At 64.6% G+C, this 18,256-nt stretch carries 12 protein-coding genes; 6 read left to right on the top strand and 6 right to left on the bottom strand.

Going from position 1 to position 18,256, the window contains the following annotated elements; all coding sequences use genetic code 11:
- The 3 genes from JKL46_RS22105 to JKL46_RS22095 all read right to left on the bottom strand — a co-directional run bounded on the left by JKL46_RS22105 (position 1) and on the right by JKL46_RS22095 (position 4,725).
- On the bottom strand, positions 1 to 1,830 hold the full coding sequence (locus tag JKL46_RS22105) for an SLC13 family permease (protein WP_201837410.1): 1,830 nt from the start codon (positions 1,828 to 1,830) through the stop codon (positions 1 to 3).
- Between the two features lie 110 nt (positions 1,831 to 1,940).
- A complete protein-coding gene (locus JKL46_RS22100) occupies positions 1,941 to 3,143 on the bottom strand; it encodes a M20/M25/M40 family metallo-hydrolase (RefSeq protein ID WP_201837408.1) in 1,203 nt (400 codons plus the stop codon).
- A 64-nt stretch (positions 3,144 to 3,207) separates the two neighbouring features.
- Positions 3,208 to 4,725, bottom strand: a complete 1,518-nt coding sequence (locus tag JKL46_RS22095; protein ID WP_425493291.1) for an AbgT family transporter — start codon at positions 4,723 to 4,725, stop codon at positions 3,208 to 3,210.
- A 471-nt stretch (positions 4,726 to 5,196) separates the two neighbouring features.
- Here JKL46_RS22095 and JKL46_RS22090 point away from each other — a divergent pair, with 471 nt between their 5' ends.
- From JKL46_RS22090 to JKL46_RS22075, 4 genes are all read left to right on the top strand, one after another.
- Complete coding sequence (locus JKL46_RS22090) at positions 5,197 to 6,294, top strand: efflux RND transporter periplasmic adaptor subunit (RefSeq protein WP_246529456.1); 1,098 nt, start codon at positions 5,197 to 5,199, stop codon at positions 6,292 to 6,294.
- Positions 6,291 to 9,377 (top strand): efflux RND transporter permease subunit, encoded by a 3,087-nt coding sequence (locus tag JKL46_RS22085; RefSeq protein ID WP_210381431.1) that lies wholly within the window; start codon positions 6,291 to 6,293, stop codon positions 9,375 to 9,377. Before JKL46_RS22090 ends, JKL46_RS22085 begins: the two co-directional genes overlap by 4 nt.
- A complete protein-coding gene (locus JKL46_RS22080) occupies positions 9,374 to 10,534 on the top strand; it encodes an efflux RND transporter periplasmic adaptor subunit (RefSeq protein ID WP_201837402.1) in 1,161 nt (386 codons plus the stop codon). Before JKL46_RS22085 ends, JKL46_RS22080 begins: the two co-directional genes overlap by 4 nt.
- Positions 10,535 to 10,652: 118 nt before the next feature.
- Positions 10,653 to 12,392 carry a hypothetical protein gene (locus tag JKL46_RS22075; protein WP_246529455.1) on the top strand — a complete coding sequence of 580 codons (1,740 nt, stop codon included), beginning with the start codon at positions 10,653 to 10,655 and terminating at the stop codon, positions 12,390 to 12,392.
- 171 nt (positions 12,393 to 12,563) lie between these two features.
- Here JKL46_RS22075 and JKL46_RS22070 read toward each other — a convergent pair whose 3' ends face one another.
- The gene (locus JKL46_RS22070) at positions 12,564 to 13,592 is read right to left on the bottom strand and encodes an AraC family transcriptional regulator (protein ID WP_201837398.1); all 1,029 of its coding nucleotides are present in this window, start codon (positions 13,590 to 13,592) and stop codon (positions 12,564 to 12,566) included.
- Positions 13,593 to 13,942: 350 nt separating this feature from the next.
- Here JKL46_RS22070 and JKL46_RS22065 point away from each other — a divergent pair, with 350 nt between their 5' ends.
- Positions 13,943 to 14,149: a helix-turn-helix domain-containing protein gene (locus tag JKL46_RS22065; RefSeq protein ID WP_201837542.1), complete on the top strand. Its 207-nt coding sequence runs from the start codon at positions 13,943 to 13,945 to the stop codon at positions 14,147 to 14,149.
- A 10-nt stretch (positions 14,150 to 14,159) separates the two neighbouring features.
- Here JKL46_RS22065 and JKL46_RS22060 read toward each other — a convergent pair whose 3' ends face one another.
- Positions 14,160 to 15,641 (bottom strand): alpha/beta hydrolase, encoded by a 1,482-nt coding sequence (locus JKL46_RS22060; protein ID WP_425493290.1) that lies wholly within the window; start codon positions 15,639 to 15,641, stop codon positions 14,160 to 14,162.
- A 132-nt stretch (positions 15,642 to 15,773) separates the two neighbouring features.
- Positions 15,774 to 17,294, bottom strand: a complete 1,521-nt coding sequence (locus tag JKL46_RS22055; protein WP_201837396.1) for an adenylate/guanylate cyclase domain-containing protein — start codon at positions 17,292 to 17,294, stop codon at positions 15,774 to 15,776.
- A 462-nt stretch (positions 17,295 to 17,756) separates the two neighbouring features.
- Here JKL46_RS22055 and JKL46_RS22050 point away from each other — a divergent pair, with 462 nt between their 5' ends.
- A complete protein-coding gene (locus tag JKL46_RS22050) occupies positions 17,757 to 18,248 on the top strand; it encodes a hypothetical protein (protein ID WP_201837394.1) in 492 nt (163 codons plus the stop codon).
- Positions 18,249 to 18,256 lie beyond the last annotated feature (8 nt).

Here is an 18,256-nt window from a genome sequence, read left to right as displayed (position 1 = left end):
TCAGAACCGCCAGATCAGCGGCACGAGGAAGACCGCGACGACGAAGAACCAGATCAGCAGGGGCAATCCCAGCTTCCAGTAATCGCCGAAGGCGTATCCTCCCGGGCCCATGACCATCAGGTTGGTCGGCGTTGCAATGGGGGTCAGGAACGCACCGGCCGCGGCAACGGCCGTGCTCATGAGAACGGGACGGGGCGAGACGCCCATACTCGATGCGGCCGCCATGCCGATCGGGATGACGATGAGCGCCGTCGCCGTGTTGCTGATCAACTGGCCCATGACGGCCGTCAGCACGAAGAGGCCGGCAAGGAGGGCAAGGGGTCCCGCGCCCCCGATGAGGCGGACGAGGCCCTCGGCCATGAGCTGCGCAGCCCCGGTCTGCACCATCGCCGTCGACAGCGGCATCAGCGCGCCGACGAGGATCACCGTGGTCCAGTCGATCGCCCGGTAAGATTGCTCGACGCTCATGATCCGGGACAGGACCATCGCACCGGCGGCGAGGAGGCCCGCGACGGCGGGCGGCACGAGCCCGGTTGCGAGCAGAATGACCATCGCAACCAGGATGGCGATCGCCTGATAGGCTCCCGGCCCCAAAGGCACAGCCTGGCGCCGCACCAGTTCGGGCGAGTTGACCACCAGCACGTCCGGATCGCTGAGATGGACATCGAGGGCCTTCCAGGTTCCCTGGAGCAGCAAGGTGTCGCCGGCACGCAACGCGACGCGGCCACCGGCTTTAGGCCCGTCTGCGTCAATCTCCGCTCCAGCCCGCTGCACGGCCAGGACGATGAGGTCGCCGCTGTCGGTGACCATCCCTGGAAACACCGTTTGTCCGATCAGGCCCGAGCGCGGCGGAATCACCACTTCGGCCAGGCCGGAACGGCGGTTGAACAGGGTTTCCTCGCCGTGACCGGCGATGGTGCCTTCGCGAAAGGAGAGATGCATCTTCGCAGCGAGCAGGGCTGCGGCGTCGGCGGTGCCGCGGACCAGCATGTGGTCCCCGTCCCTCAACGGTCGCCGGAACGGAGCGCCGCTCTCGCCTTCCTGAAAGGCGACGATATGCACGTCCGGAAAGGCAGAAAGATCGATTTCCGTCGCGGAGAGGCCGACATAAGGCGAGGTGGCGCGCATACGCAGCTGAAAGATGCCATCTGCGAGGCCGTATTGCTCCACCAGGGTCCTGGCATGGCGGCTGAGATCGGCCGGCATCTTGGCGCCGTTGCGCTGTGGCAGAAGGCGTTCGCCGAAGAGGACGATGATCGCCATCGTGCCGGCGAGCAGCGGAAGGCCGACGAGTGCGAACTCGAAGTAGCCGAACCCGCCGACTCCGGCATCCGATCCCGCCTCGGAGACGAGGACGTTCACCGGCGTGCCGGTGAGGGCGAGCATCGAGCCCGCATGGGCGGAGAACACCAGCGGCATCAGGAGCTGCGACGATTTCCGCTTCAGACGCACCGCCATGACGACCACGACCGGCAGCAGGGCCGCAACGGCGCCGTTGACACTGATCATGGCGGTCAGCACGGCCACCAGGCTCATGGTGAGAAGAAGAAGGCGCGTCCGGCTCTCCTGTCCTGCACCCCGGATCAGAAGCTGACCAGCCCAGGCCGTCACGCCGGTGGTCTCGAGGCCGGCGCTGACGATGAAGAGGCAGGCGATGAAGATGACGGCCGGGTCGCCAAAGCCACCCAGGGCCTGGTTCAGGGTGAGAACCTGCGTCGCCCACAACGCCAGCGCCGTTGCCATGGCGACGATGACCACCGGCAGCTTGTTCAAGATGAATAGGAAGACAGCCAGGGCGATGACGATGGCGATGGACGTGATCGGGCTCAATCGCTCATCTCCCGGCTAGCCCAGTTGGCTGAGAATGCGGAAGGGGCGGAGTATCGGAGCGTGCGGGTGCCATGTCTCCTCGAGCCGAGCATGTCGCTGCCGCTGCCCATCTAGTCCTCGATCGTGGCCAGCAGCAGCGCGAGGCGGCAGCCGGTCGCGAATTCCGGCAGGTTCACATACTCCTTGATCGTATGAATCTCCGCCTGGCCGGCGCCGATAGTGACGGTCGGAACGCCGTGCTTGTCGAGCCAGTTGGCGTCGAGGCCGCCATTCGAGAACAGGTAGTTCGGCTTGAGGCCGAGCATCGTCATGGCCTTGGTCGCGCGTTGCACCACGGGCGAAGTCTCGTCGAGATTGAAGGGCGGATAGGATGGGGTATGGGTGAAGGTGACTTTGGCCATGTCGCCTTCATCGTCCTTCACCTCTTCTCGTCCCTTCCGGAAAGCCTGCTCGTAGCCCTTGGCGATTGCTGTCGCGAACGCTGATGTCGGGCTTCTCGCCTCCCCTTTGATGAAGACGTAATCGGTCACGACATTGGTCGCATCGCCTGCTGGCTTGTCATTTTTGCCGCCGAAGATTCCGACGTTGCTCGTGCCCCTGTCCCCGGCCTTCACCACCTTGCCGAACCATCCTTCGCGCTTTGCATCGGTCAGGGCGATGGCGCCGACCAGCGTCGCCGAAATGCCCTTCTCCGGCGCGACGCCCGCATGCGAGGCCTTGCCGACGATCTCGACCTGCCAGTTCTCCTGGCCGACAGCCCCCACGATCAGATCCGACGGGTCCTGGCCGTCGACGTTGATGCACATCGCTGCGCCGCCGAGATCGGCGGGATCGAGCTCGCGCGCGCCGTGCAGGCCGCTCTCTTCGCGAACGGTGAAGAGCAGGGTGATCGGCGGATGCGGCAGCTTGTGCTTCAGCAATGTTTCCGCAAGGACGACGAGGATGGCGCAGCCCGTGCGATTGTCTCCGCCCAGCGCCGTCGTGCCGTCTCCGACGATCCGGTCGCCCTCGCGCCTCGGCTTGGCGCCGGCGCAGAGCGGCACGGTGTCGAGATGGGTCGAGAACAACAGGCGCGGTCCAGGCCGCGTTCCCGGCAGATCGACGATCAGATTGCCGGTCTCGGTGGGAAGAGGAATGCGCTTGTGCGCTTCGTCGAAGCGGATCGCGGAGGCCGGCACGCCCACCTTTCTGAGCTCGTCGGACACGGCCGCAGCGATTGCGGCCTCCTGCCCGGTCACGCCTTCAACAGAGAGGAACCGCATGAGGTGATCTTCCGCGGCGGCGACATCGAGGGGAATCGCAGGGCTGCTCATCGTCTCATTCCGTTGCTTGCGGTTGCATTGCTCCGGCCTTTGTCGGGCGATCGTCGGAGTCAGCTCACAGACCCCATGGGAGCCCGAGCATCTTCCAGATGGCGAAGAGGGCCGTCCAGAGCACGAAGATCCAGACGACATAAGGCAGCATCAGCGATACGACGGTGCCGACGCCTGCGAACCTGTCGTATTTCTGCGCAAACCCGACGACGAGGGCGAAATAGGCGTTCAGCGGCGTAATCGCATTCATCGGCGAGTCACCGACGCGATAGGCCGCGAGCACCGCCTCCGGCTCGACCCCGAGCTTCATGAGCAACGGCACGAAGACCGGGGCGAAGATCGCCCATTTGGCGATGGCGCCGGTCAGCAGCAGGTCGATGATCGCGACGACGACGATGAAGCCGAGGAGCAGCGGCAGCGCGCCGATATTGGCCGCCTGCAGAGCCCCCGACAGGCTGAGCGCCATCACCGTGCCCATGTTGGTATAGGTGAAATAGGCAACGAACTGGCTCAGGACGAAGAACAGGAAGATCGTGCCGCCGAGGCTCTTGATCGACTTCTCGATCGCCGCGATCACCTCGGACAAGGTCCTCAACGTGCCGGCCCCGATGCCATAGGACCAGCCGGTGACGAGGAACATCAGCATGATCAGCGCGATCAGCCCGTTCATGAAGGGCGAATTGCCGATGAGTTCCCGCGTGTCGGGATTGCGCAAGGGTGCGCCCGAAGGAATGGTCAGGAGGCAGAAGACCGCGATCAGCCCGAGCAATCCGATCCCGGCGAAACGCAGGCCCCGCGATTCCTGCTCTGAAAGGACCGCACTCTGGTCCGTCGTTGTTCCGTCGGCTGCGAGCTTCGGATCGTATGTGCCCAGACGGGGCGCGATCACGCGGTCGGTGATGAAAGCGATGACAACGGTAAGGAACAGCACCGAGGCGAAGGAAAACCAGATATTCGAGGTAAGGCCGATGGAACGGTTGGGATCGACGAGATGGGCCGCATCGTTGGTGAATTCGACGAGGACGGCGTCGAGCGGCTTGATCAGCATGTTGACGGTGAATGCCGCGGCCACGGCAGCGAAGCCGAGCGCGAGGCCGGCGAGCGGATGCCGCCCGACGGCGAGATAGGCGATGCCGGCGAGCGGGATCAGCACCAGATAGCCGGCATCGGCCGCGATGCTGGAAATGATGCCGACGAAGGACAGAATATAGGTCAGCGCCCAGGCCGGCGAGACGATGACGAGCTTGCGGATCAGCGCAGTGACCAGACCGGACTCTTCCGCCACCCCGGCGCCGATCATCGCGACGATCATCAGCCCGACCGCGGTGAAGCTCATGAAATTCGGGATCAGCGACGCGTAGATGAAGCGGATGCCGTCCGTGTTCAGCAGGCTGCGGATCTCCGTGGTCGCGGTCTCGACCTTGTGCGTGTCCGGGTTGATGCGCTCGAAGGAGACCGCCGCCCCGAACAGGCTGAGCACGGCCGAGAGCACGATGACGATGGCGATCAGGATCAGGAAAATGACCACCGGGTGAGGAACCATGTTCCCTACCCGTTCAACTCCGTCGAGAAACCGCTGCATGAAGGTCTTAGGCTGAGGGTCCAGAGACTTGGGCGCCGTGTGAATGCTTGCCATCGCTCTAGCCTCAAGCGAAATGATCGTCGCGCCAGGGATCGCCTTGCCAAAGCCGCATGGACGCAACGAGTGCCGGCCGCGATCCACGTGAGCTTAGCTTGCGCGGCCGGAAATGCATCGGCGCAGCGTCCCAGACCTAGGCGAGCCGTCCCAATTTTTTGGGACGGACCGCATCAGGAGAGGGCCGTGATCCAAAAATGGGATGCAGCGCATAGGATTGGGATGATGAGTTAATCTGCACCATCGGGAGTTTCTGATACCCTTAACCTAGTGCGTAAGCGTGACAGGTCCTGGGAGTGGATTGCGGACATCGGTCGGACATCCCGCTGATTGCGGCCCAGTGCCGTCGGAATCGGGTCCGCCCGTGACTTGCAGGAGTGACCCAAGGTCCAGAGCGACCCAAGCAGGATGTGGGATATGTTGCGGGATTCCGGCGCTCGTCCTCCCTTGCAAGTCGCCGTTCCGGTTGCCCTCGCGCTCTGGTGCGCCGCTTGCCAGGCGGAGGTCGAGGCGCCGGCTCCGGTGCGGCCTGCCCGTGTCATGGTGGTCGAGCCTCCTGCCAAGTCAGCAGATGTCAATTTCGCGGGCCATGTCGAACCCCAGGATCGGGCTTCCCTGTCGTTCAGGTTGGGCGGCCGGCTGATCGAAAGGCCTGCCCGCGTCGGGGTGACGGTGGGCGAAGGGGAGGAGGTCGCCCGTCTCGACCCGGAGAACGAGCTCAACGAGCTCCGCTCCGCTCAGGCGGCGCTGACGGCGGCCCAGGGCGTGTTGAGACAAGCGGACAACCAGTATCAACGGCAGCGGCATCTCGTCGAACGCGGCATCACGACACAATCCGATTTCGAGGCCGCCGAACAGGCGCGCACGGCGGCACAGGCACAGGTGGACGGGGCTCAGGCCCGTGTCAGCACAGCCGAGGATACCGTCGGGTTCACCACCCTGAGAGCCGATGCGCCTGGCACGGTCACGGCAGTCGGTGCGGAGCCCGGCGAGGTGGTTTCCGCCGGCCGGATGATCGTGCAGCTCGCACGACGGGATGGTCGCGATGCCGTTTTCGAGATACCAGCCGACCTGGCGCGGGCGGCAGCGCCGGACGTCGAGGTCGTCGTCAGCCTGGCGAGCGACCCGAACGTCAAGGTTCACGGACGGATTCGGGAGATCGCCCCGCAGGCCGATCCTGTGACTCGAACCTTCGCCGTCCGCGTCGGCCTCACCGATCCGCCCCAATCGCTCAGGCTTGGCACGGCTGTCACCGGCATTCTCCGGGGGCGCGGGCAAACGGCGCTGACGATCCCCTCCACCGCACTGGTGCGGCGGGGGCCGGACAGCGGTGTGTGGGTAGTCGATCCAAGCACGACTAAAGTCGCCTGGCGCAATCTCGACGTGATCGGTGCCGGCCCCGCAACCACTCTCGTCGCGAAGGGGCTCTCCGCAGGCGACATCGTCGTGACTGCAGGCGCCAATCTCCTGCGCGAGGGTCAATCCGTGAAGCTGCCCGGGACGGTATCGCAATGACCTTCAACCTGTCGGGATTGGCCCTGAGGAACCGCTCCGTCGTGATCTATCTCATGATCGTGGCTGTCGCCGCCGGCCTTCTGGCGTTCTATCGCCTTGGCCGAAACGAGGATCCCTCGTTCGTCATCAAGACGATGGTCGTCTCCGCGGCCTGGCCGGGCGCGACGATGGAAGATACCCTGACGCAGGTCACGGAACGGCTCGAGCGCCAGCTCGAGGAAACACCGGGCCTCGACTTCCTCCGAAGCTCGACCACGCCGGGGTTGACCACGATCTTCGTCAACCTGAAGCAATCGGTCCCGGGATCGGATGTGCAGGACACCTGGTTTCAAGTTCGCAACCTGGTGACCGATATCCGCCACACGTTGCCGACCGGCACGCTTGGACCATTCTTCAACGATCGGTTCGGCGACACGTTCGGCATCATCTATGGCTTCACCTCCGATGGCTTCACCCGTCGGGAGTTAAGGGATTACGTCGAGGACATCCGGTCCAGGCTCCTGCTCGTCCCCGACGTGTCCAAGATCGAAATCATCGGCGCCCAGGACGAACGGATCTTCGTCGAATTCTCGGTGAGGGAACTGGCCAATCTGGGCATCGATCGAACGGCTCTGCTGACGGCCTTGCAGAGCCAGAACATCGTGCGTCCGGCGGGTGTGCTCCAAACACGGGACGAGACCATGGCCCTGCGCGTGTCCGGGGCCTTTGAGACCGAAGCCGATCTTCTCGACGTGAACTTCCCGGTGGGGGACCGGATGGTTCGGTTGGCCGATATCGCAACCGTTCAGCGCGGTCCTGCCGACCCGCCGCAGCCGATGTTTCGCGTCAATGGGCAGGAGGCGATCGGGCTCGGCATCGCCATGCGGGACGGCGGCGATATCCTGGCGCTCGGCGACAATGTCAGGAAGGCGATGACGGGGATTGTCGCCAACCTGCCGCACGGCATCGAACCGCATCTCGTTGCAGACCAGGCCGTGACCGTCGATCACGCGATCGCCGATTTCATGACGTCGCTTTGGCAGTCGGTTGCCATCATCCTCGTCGCGAGCTTCGTCAGCCTCGGGGTCCGGCCCGGACTGGTCGTCGCCCTGTCCATTCCGCTGACGCTCGCCGCCGTGCTGGCCATCATGGATGTCGTCGACATCGACATGCAGCGCATCTCACTGGGGGCGTTGATCATCGCGCTGGCCCTGCTCGTCGACGATGCCATGACGACCACCGACGCCATGGTGACCCGCCTCGCGGCGGGCGACGAGAAGGAGAAGGCCGCGACCTATGCCTTCGAGCGGTATGCCATGGCGATGCTGGCCGGCACACTGGTGACGATCGCCGGATTCGTCCCGATCGGCTTCGCCGCGAGCTCGGCGGGCGAGTATACGTTTTCCCTCTTTGCCGTGGTCAGCATTGCGCTGGTCATCTCCTGGCTCGTGGCGGTGGTGTTCGCGCCGGTGCTCGGCGTCGCGATGCTGTCCAGGCCGAAGACCGCCTCGACCGATCCGTCGCCCGGCCGCGCGGTCATGCTGTTCCGACGGCTCCTGTCCGGCGCGATTGCCGCTCGCTGGCTCACCATTGCCGTCAGCGTCGGCCTGTTCGCCGCCTCGCTTTTGGCTCTTCCACTCGTGCCGCGTCAGTTCTTCCCGGCCTCGGACCGTCCTGAGCTTCTTGTCGACCTGACGATGCCCCAGAACGCCTCGATCTTCGCGAGCGAGGATCTCGTCCGTCGCTTCGACGCCGCCTTGAAGGACGATGCCGATGTCGAGCGATGGAGCACCTACGTCGGCCGCGGCGCGATCCGCTTCTACCTTCCCCTGAATGTCCAGCTCCCGAACGATTTCTTCAGCCAGGCCGTGATCGTCGCAAAGGACGTGCCGGCCCGGGAAAGACTTCAGGCGAAGCTGGAAGCGATGTTGGCCAACGAGTTCCCGAATCTGGTCGCGCGGGTGTACCCCCTGGAGCTCGGACCGCCTGTCGGCTGGCCGCTGCAATACCGCGTGACAGGCCCTGACATCGGCGAGGTCCGCACCATTGCCATGAAGCTTGCCCAGGTCGTTGCTTCGAATCCGCAGGCCAAGCAGGTCAATTTCGATTGGATCGAGCCCGCGCGCAAGCTTCAATTGCGGGTCGACCAGGATGAGGCGAGGCGCCTTGGCCTCAGCTCGGCGGCGCTCGCGACCATTCTCAACACGGTCGTGTCAGGAACCGTCGTCACCCAGGTGCGTGACAGCATCTATCTCGTCAACGTCGTTGCGCGCGCGAGGGAGGACGAGCGGGCTTCGATCGAGACGTTAAGGACCATGCAAGTCGCCTTGCCGGGTGGCCGATCCGTGCCGCTGTCGCAGTTCGTCACGTTCAGCTATGGGCTCGATACTCCCCTGGTCTGGCGTCGGGACCGGGTGCCGACCCTCACGGTCGCCGCCGATGTCGCGCCCGGTATCCTTCCTGAAACGGCCGTCTCCGCCCTGATGCCGAACATCGATGAACTGAGGCGGACCCTGCCGCCCTCATACCGGATCGATGTCGGCGGAACGGTCGAGGAGAGCGCGAAGTCGCAGGCATCTGTGATCGCGGTGGTCCCGTTGATGCTCCTGATCATGCTGACTGTCCTCATGGCACAGTTGCGCAGCTTCAAGCTGCTCGCCCTGGTCCTTTGCATCGCCCCGCTCGGCCTTATCGGCGTCGTCGGGGCACTGTTGATCTCGGGCAAGCCCCTTGGCTTCGTGGCGCTGCTTGGCGTTCTCGCCCTGATCGGCATCATCACGAAGAATGCCGTCATCCTCATCGGGCAGATCGAGGCGGAGAGAGCTGCCGGAAAGGGCGTCGCGGAGGCTGCGCTCGATGCCAGCACGACGCGGTTCCGCCCGATCATGCTGACGGCCATCTCCACCGTCCTCGGCATGATCCCGATCGCACCGACGGTTTTCTGGGGGCCGATGGCCTATGCGATCATGGGGGGGCTCTTGGTCGCCACGGTCCTCACCCTGATCCTGCTGCCCACGCTTTATGTCACGTTGTTCGACAGGCGTTCGTCCGCCGCCGGCGCTTTGGCGGCCAGTTCGACGGCTGCGGGAGCGTCCCGATCATGACCGTTATCACCGTCCTCGCTTCACGATTGGCCGCATCGGTCCAGCTGGGGCCGGCTATGATTGCCGCATTGCTTTCAGGACTGGCCGCATGCGGTCGAAGTGAAACGCCATTGCCGGGTGTCGGCCGGCCGGTCGAAGTCATCTCGGTGGAGGCGAGCAAGCTGGTGAACGATATCCAGCTATCGGGCGAGATCCAGGCGGAGAACAACGTCGCACTTGCGTTCCGCATCGGCGGCCGCGTTGTCGAGCGTCCCGTGAACGTCGGCGACAGGATCGCGGCGGGCCAGCTTGTCGCCCGCCTGGACCCGCAGACCGAACAGAACGCCCTGAGCGCCGCGAAGGCCGCGTTGGCGGCTGCGAGAGGTGAGGTGAGCACAGCACGCAATGCCTTCGACCGCCAGGACGAGCTCATGACACAGGGTTTTACGACCCGGCCGCGTTTCGACCAGGCCTTGCAGGCAAAGAACACCGCCGAAGCCGGCCTCGAGGATGCCGAAGCGAGAGTCGGGCTGGCACGCGATCGCCTTGCCTTCACGGAGCTTCGATCCGACACCGCCGGTGTGGTGACGGCCCGAAGCGCCGAGCCCGGCGAAGTCGTGCAGGCAGGCCAGACCGTCGTGCAACTAGCCCGCGACGATGGGCGCGATGCCTTATTCAACGTCCCTGCGCGTTTTCTCGATCAGCAGGCGACGGATCCGGTGATCCGCGTGGCCCTCGCCGACGATCGTTCCGTCGTCGCCGTCGGGCGCGTGCGCGAGATCGCGGCGCAGGCCGACCCCGTGACCCGCACCTTCCAGGTCCGGGTCAGCCTGCAAGATCCTCCGGAGGCCATGCGGCTGGGATCGACCGTCATCGGGACGATCGAACTGCGCTCGCCGGCTGTCGTCGCGGTTCCGGCGAGCGCCCTCACATGGTCCGGGCCATCGTCGGCCATGTGGATCGTCGATCCTGCGACGTCGACCGTCTCCCTGCGAAATGTCGACATTCTGCGCTTTGATTCCGACCGGGTGATCGTCTCGCAGGGGCTCGACCCGGACGACGTCGTCGTGACCGGCGGCGTCCTGGCCCTTCACCCGGGCCAGCGGGTGAAATCCCTCAGGGCGCAGCCCGCGACTGCCCGTGACCAGAGGGCTGGCGCAATGTCGCATATCGAATGAGGCGGCGTGGTCAGCCGTGGAGACATGGGCAGCACCCGGCCATGCTTCGGACCGATGGTGTGAATGTGGTGATGGCGTTCGTTGTCAGAGTTGACGAAGTATTCCTCCAGGCCATCCCATGAATGGCGATCAGATCGTTCCAAGAAGCATGGATGGACAGCCATGGTCGACCGTGGGCGCCACTCTTGACGGCTTCCGTCCTTTGCTGCCGGCTGAGGAGGTGGTTCTATCCCGCCTTCCGAGCGGTGGGCTTGATCGTCTGGGTGACGGCGTGCGACCGGGCGCGGATGATCCCGCGCGCGCCGTCCGCGCCTCCTTCCTACGCTTTCTCCTGCTGGGTGGCGAGGAGGGCTATCGCCCGCACGAAAAGGGCGTCAGGATCAGCGGGGCCTGGATCCAGGGTGTTCTCGACCTCGAAGGCTGCCGGGTGTCTCGTGATATCCGTCTGAAGGATTGCCGCTTCGATGCCGTTCCGGTCTTCAGGTCGGCGATCATCGATCGTCTGTTCCTGGACGGGTCGTCACTGCCGGGCTTCCAGGCCGAGCGGCTCGAGGTCCGGGGCGGGCTTTATCTGCGCGGCTCACATGCCAACGGCGAGGTTCGCCTCACCGATTCACGGCTCGGTGGCAATCTCGTTTGCGACGGTGCGGTGATCCAGTCGCCCGGCGGATTTGCGCTCAATGCCGAGGGTTTGGAAGTGCGCAATGTCTTCTGTCGGGACGCGGATTTCCGTGGCGGCGTCAACCTGCGCGGTGCGCGGCTCGAAGCCAGTTTCGATTGTGCCGGATCGACCATCTTCCGTCCCGACGAAGTCGCCATTGCTGCCGACGCAATCCAAGTGCAGGGCGGTTTCCTGCTGCGCTCGGGCAATGTCACGGGCGAAGTCCGGCTCACAGGTGCGCGGATCGCGGGTGACCTGGACTGCACCTCCACGGTCATCACCAACTCCGGCCGCGATGCTCTGCAACTAAGCCGCGTCTTGGTGGAAGGCGCGTTCTTTCTGCGCAAAGAGGCAAGGATCGATGGGACACTGGCCATGACAGGAGCCTCGGTAGGTACTCTGCATGACGAAGCACCATGCTGGCCGAAAAAGGGTGAACTTCTCTTGAACCGCTGTCGCTATGGCGCCTTCATCGATGGTCCGGTCGATGCAGAGGGACGCCTCGAGTGGCTGTCACGACAGGTGCCGGATGGACGCGGAGAGGAATTCTGGCCGCAACCCTATGAGCAACTTGCATCGGTCTTCCGGGAGATGGGCCATGATGAGGACGCCACGACGGTGCTCATCGAGAAGGAGCGGCTTCAGCGGCGAGCCCGTCGCCGGCGCGCACGGCACGCCCTGTGGCGTGCAATGCTAGCCGTCAAGGACGGTCTACTCGCCATCACCGTCGCCTATGGCCGCCAACCTCTGCTCGCCTTGGTCTGGCTCGCCTTCTTCTGGGCCCTTGGCGTGGCGGTCTTCGGCTATGCGGAACGGCAGGGAGCCTTCAAGCCGAACAGCGCTGTCGTCTTGCGATCGCCTGAATGGACGATGTGCGGAGTGGACCGATCGGAACAGCGCTTCCTGTCCGCGACCCAGACGGCCGTGGACGGACGCGCCGAAAGCGGACAAACCCAGTTCTCATGCTTCCGCCAGCAGTGGGAGGCATCGAGCTATCCGGAGATCAATCCGTGGATGTACTCGCTGGATGTCCTCCTGCCGGTGCTCGAGATGGATCAGAAGACATACTGGCGGCCCGATCCGTCCAAGCCCTCCGGAGGATCGGCTCTGAGTTATTACTATTTCCAGTCCATCGTGGGATGGGTCCTGAGCCTCCTGGCCGTCGCCGGATTCTCCGGCATTGTCAGATCACGATGACAGGATGTCGGCAGGATTTTCGCGGCATTGCCCGGCGGCGCAGGGGCGCATGGCTCCTTGATGGGCCAGGATCCCTGTCTGCGCTTCGGGAACGGCCTCTTCCGTCGGCGGTCATGATCCCTGCCCTGGCCGACACCATCGCGAATCGGCTCGATCGGAACCCGGTCCATGTCATGCAGATCGGTTGCACGATCCAGGCATGCTGTCGGCGTCATGTCGATCGTCACGCGCGTCGAAACGAGGTTGGGCCAGAACCGTCTCTCTGAATTCGGTGGGACTGGTTCCGTATCGAAGCTTGAAGGCCCTGCTGAAGGACGAGTGTTCGATGAATCCGACCTCGCTTGCCAAAGTCCTGATCGGGGTCGTGTCCCCGATGTCGGCGAGGCGTTGCCTGGCTACGTCGAGGCGTTCGTCCTGGATGCATCGCGCGACGCCGCCGGTCCCTCCGAAAATGCGATAGAGCTTGGAACGTGACATCCCGACAAGCCGCCTGAGCGCCTCCGGTCCGAAATCCGGAGATTTCATGTTCTGTCTCACGACGCACCGGAGCCGCTCGCGAACGGCGGTGTCTTTCGGCGCGCCGGTCCGTGCGGGATTGCCGCGCGTGGGAACGAGGCAGGCCTGCACCAGGGCGGAGGCCGCTGCCCCCAGCATCGGCCAGTGCTCCTTCGGGATCGAAGGCAGCTCACGGGCCAACGAGAGGAGATGGCCTGCTATGATGGCACCCTGCCACGAATCCAGGGCCACCATGTGTTCCGCGCTTTGCGACAGCACCGATTTCCTGAGCAGGGTGCACGGAAGGAAGGCGGTCAGGAGCTGCTCGGATGCCCCCTCGTCGAGGGTCGCGATCAGGATGCGGAAATTCAGGTCGGGTGGTGATCCCTGCTGCAAGTAGGCCGACGCGGCGGACCCGATGTCCCTTCCCCGGGGCCAATCATCGGCCCGCAGGTTGCCGCGGTGGTGCGTCCTTCCCGGTCTGCGGAACAGCGAAATCCGTTCCAGCTGCAGGATGCCCAGGTCCCATGATTGGTAATTGAGTTCCTTCGCTTGCGCCTCGCGATCGAGCGCGGCATCGGCCCCGTCGAAATATGTCGACGCCTGCCGGACCTTGATGTCCCGGCCTTCGCCGGGCTCGGGCGCCATGGATCCGGCTTGCGCGTGAATGGCATTGCCCCTTGGAGTCAAACGACCTGTCAGCATCGGCCATCTCCCCGAAGTGCGCTCGGCTACTCGATGACTGCCACTCCTGGTGCCCCTGATCCGCGCATCGCTCCGGTCAGTGCCCCGGCGACGACGGCGTCCTCGGGAGCGGTCAGCGATCCTTGTTGCCGGCGTATCGGCTCCTTCAGGGTGCGGACTGCACCCTTTGGGTGATCGAATCCGGTGCTCGCTCACCGGCTCCGGCATGGAATGTGCTCGTTAGGGGCGACAACCCCGGCCTCCGTGACCTTGAGCATACCCGTCGCAACCCACGGGTCCATCAGGTCTAACCCTGGGGAGGGGGAGGAATTGTCCTGAATCGGCACTGATGCCACCCTGACGCCTGCGAGATTGCCTGCAAGCTGCTCGCCGCGACCGACCTGTCGCTCACCGAGATCGCCCACGCCCTGAACTACACCGAGCACAGCGCCTTCACCCGTGCCTTCAGGCGTTGGTCAGGGCAGACCCCGTCGGACCGGCGCAGTAGCCATCGCCCGCCCCAGCGAGGCCGGAGCTGCTCCCTGCCGGAGATGGTGCGGTCCCTTTCGGACGGCTGAACCCCGGGGCCTATCGCAGAGGCCGGTCGATGCCCTCGATCACCCTGCGCTCGATGTAGGGGTAGAATGGGTTCGACGAGATGCGCACCAGCGCATCGAGCGAGACGATCAGGACGCCGCGCTCGCCGCGGGGCGTCAGCGCGCCGAGATTGATGCCGAAGCGTTCCCCCGGGCCCGGCTGCGAGCCATAGAGCGGATCCGTGACCGGGAATGGCAGGGCGACATGGGAGAGCGAGAAGGCCGTGGGCGGGAACGACAGCCCCGTGGGCGTCACCGCCTCCTCGGTTGCGCCGCTCTCGACGGCCCGTTCGACGGCCTCCAGCGTGGACGGGTCGGCATTCGTGACGAGCGTCGTCCTGAAGGCCCGCGGGGCCGGCGGCAGCAGCCGCCCGACGATCGTGTCCATGGAGCGGTCGAGCAGGGGGCCGAGGCCGATGGCGCGGTTGAGGTCGAACAGCGTCAGCTCGCTGCCGTTGGCGGGAAGCCGCGCATACAGGCCCGTGACGATTGCCCGGGTGCTGACGGTGAAGTCGGCCACCGACTGGAACGTATGGATCGGCGGAAGGGCGGCTATGCTGCCGTCGGCGGCAGCCTGGTTGATCCGATCCTGGACCTCCTGCGTCACCTGGTAGGCCTGCCGCGCCGCGTTCACCGGGAAGGAATTGTACTTGAACGGGTTGAATTCCGGCAGCACGTCGAGCCAGGCCGCCCGCGCGAAGGCCGGGAAGAAGGCAGGCAGCCCGGCAAGGCCGGCGTAGCGGGCGAAGGCCGTAAGCCCGATCATCGGCGAGAGCAGGATGAGGCGGTCAGGCTTTGGCAGACTGCCATCCGCGACGGCGTCGAGGGCGTACTTCACTGCCAGGGCACCGCCGTTCGAGAACCCGACGACATGCAGGCGCTTGCCGGATCCGGCACGCCGGACGGCCTCCCGCACGGCCAGCCGGGTAGCGGCCATCCAGTCCTCCCATTCCACCTTGGTCAAGCCGGCCGGAACGGTGCCGTGGCCGGGCAGGCGGATGCCGATGGCGACGAAGCCGCGGTCGCGGTAGACGGCGGCGAGGTGACGGAGGCTGTAGGGGGCATCGGTGAGGCCGTGCAGGAATACGGCGGCTCCGACCGGCGAGCCCTCGGGCTCCATGACGTAGGAGCGGTTCCAGTCGGTCGCGAATGTCGCTGGGTCGACAGGGCTGCCGGTGACATACCGGTCGACCGGGAGCGCCGCGCCGTCCTCCGGCGCGCGGAAGACCTCTCGCCTCACGTCGGCGATGAGTTGCCCCTCCCTCCGCAGGTAGGCCACCCAATCCATGGCGTCGATGGCCTCGGCTTCAGGCTCGTCGGGAACGACGGTGTGCCAGGCCTCGAGCGGCGGAGCCCGCAGGGCATCCCAGGCCCGGAATGCCAGTCCGGCCACGACGAGACCCAACGCCAGCGCCACCAGGAGGGCCATGCCGGCCGCAAGCCGTTTCAGCCAGGTGCCGACGGTCGCTTTCAAGATTCCTCCCACGGTGTATCGGCCCGAACCATGGTCATGTGTTGTCGCGATCCGCGACGTTAACGGTGCCTGGGGGATCCCGTCCACATCTCGTATGCAGGCGTCCTCCTTGGCGGGGTCCCGCAAGCCTGATCACTGCGTGGGGGCGATTGCCAGCCGGTGGATCTCCATCTTCTGGCCGATGCCCTTCAGGTTCTCGTATTCCCGTGACACCACGCGGCTCCCGGTGATTTCACGGACACCCGGCGACTCCATCACCGTTTCGGTGATGCAGACCTCGTTGACGTCGGCGAGACCTTGCACGCGGGCGGCAATGTTCACGTCCTGGCCGAAATAGTCGATCCGGTCGTTGAGCCTGACGGCGATGGCCCGCCCTCTATGCACGCCGACCTTGAGCCCCAGGGGCCGCGAGGCGGTCTGGTTGAACCGCGACAGCTCCTCGATCATCTCGATCGCGGCGCGTACGGCGTCCTGCGGATGCCCGAAGCCGGCCATGACGGCGTCACCGATCGTCTTGACGATCGTGCCGCTCCTGCTCCGGATGATCCGGTTCAGGATGTCGAAGTGCTGGCGAACGAGGAAATATGCGTTCACGTCACCAACGCTTTCATACAGCGGCGTCGAGTCCTTCAGATCGGTGAACAAGTAGGTCATGTCGGAGACCGTCAGGCTCTCTGCCTCGTCCACGAGCTGCGTCTTATAAAGCTCGCCGAAGCATGAGGTGAGCAGCAATCGCTTGCCGGAGAGGAACGGCTCGTACTCGACACGGTGCGGCTCGAACCCTAAGGGATATTGCAGGAACCAGAAGCGGCCAGGATCGCCTGTGTGGTTCTCGATTGTGATGGTGTGCTTGCCTGGTCCGATATCGGCCGTCTGCCGGAACGAGAAGCGCCCGTCGCCGAGCACCATGTCCCTCGGCTCCGTAGGCCTCTCCGGGACCACGAAGCGGCCTGACTCGAGCTGGACCAGCGTCCGTTGCGGCTCGATTGGCTCCCCGCCCGCGAAGAGAACCAGAAGGAGCTTATGGTTCAGGTCCAGCACCTCGAAGCGGCCGGGTGTCACCTCGAAGTCGAACTTTTGTTGATGCTGGGCCTCGATGTCGGCAAATCCGCGGGAGAGCGCTGCCACGATCTGCTCGCGCGTGTTGCCGTGCGGAGGCCTGAAGCCCCTGGCGAAGTGATAGCGGAGATAGAAGTCCTCGACGGACAACATCTCGGGGTGGCGGAATGCGATGTCGCGGATGCCGCTTGAGACCGTAAAGGCGACGTGGATGTAGTCATCGAGCGCCACGTCGTTGAGCGCGTTGCAGAACTCGCACTGGAAGCGGGGATGGACTTGGTCGAGCTCGCGAAAGCTGCCGGCGACCTGTGGGCAATACGCGCAGATGAGGAGCCAGTCCATCTCGAACAGGCCCACCTTGGCAGCGTGCACGAACAGCTCGATGCCGTCCGCTTCGCTGAGCCCGTTGGCGCTCGCGTACTGAATGGGGTTGACGCGAAAGAGATCATAGTCGTCGGCCGTGCGGATAAAGCGCTCAAGCCCTGGAAGAGCACTAGGCGCCCAGCTCCCTACGTCCTCGAGTTCGGTCAGGCGCCGCCGCAGGAGACTTTCGTTCACGGGAAAGGTCACGCGTCCAACCGGCGGTGCGGCCATCTGGTTCCGTGCTCCGCGGCAACAAGGCCAGTTATACCCTCGCCGCGGTCGCGCACGCAAGCAGCCGAGGGTCCGGGTCGCAAGCCGGAGCGGCCGGCTCGGATGTCTCCCCTATCTGGTCTGCATGACCAACCCTAAGTCGGTTGCCTTCTACGGTAGTTTCTTCACGGTCATGGTGCCCGCCCACGCGCCCTCGTGGTTCTAAATCGCAGTTCTTGTGGTCGCGGCCCTCATGTCGACAGCTTGGTATTGCGGCTTGGCGCTCCTGTTCTCTCACGGCGCTGCCAAGCGCATCTTCGCCAAAGCAAAGACAGGCATCGAAGCCACTATGGGCATGATCCTGATCGGTATGGGCGGCCGGCTGCTTTCAGCCGCTGAAAGCAGACCGTTCCATGAACGCCCTTCTCGAAAGTCGATGAGGTCAAGCGTCTGACCAAGGAGGCGAGTGGCAGGGCCGCGGAGGTGGAGGCGAAGCTCGGTGTTCAGCGCACGATCGACCGCATCATGCGCGCAATCGAGGACGGCCTGTACCAGCCGTCGATGAAGGCGCATCTGACCGAGCTCGAAGCCGAGAAGGCGAGCCTCGCAGCTCAGCAAACGTCAGGTTCGATCGCCCCGAAGATTTCGGTGCATCCGAACCTTGCCGCGGTTTACCGCCGTAAGGTGGAAGAGCTTGAGACGCTTCTGGAAGAGATAGAGCACAGGGATGAGGCGATGGAGTTCATCCGCACGCTGATTGAGAAGATCGAGCTGACGCCGAAGGATGAGGGTGGTCTCGATGCAGTTCTGCACGGCGACTTGGCGGGCATCCTCGCTCTTTGCTCAGCGGGCGCTGGAGAGTTGAAGCCTCTCCGTGCAGTCGCTGTATCAGGCACCAGAACGCCAAAAGCCCTCCGTGGTTTTCACCGTCGGAGGGCTTTTGTGTTTTGTGTTGGTTGCGGGGACAGGATTTGAACCTGTGA

Origin of the sequence: Microvirga zambiensis WSM3693 (genome assembly GCF_016735695.1) — a bacterium.
In the GTDB taxonomy this organism is placed as follows: Bacteria; Pseudomonadota; Alphaproteobacteria; order Rhizobiales; family Beijerinckiaceae; genus Microvirga; species Microvirga zambiensis.
This window is presented reverse-complemented; position numbering and strand designations above follow the sequence as displayed.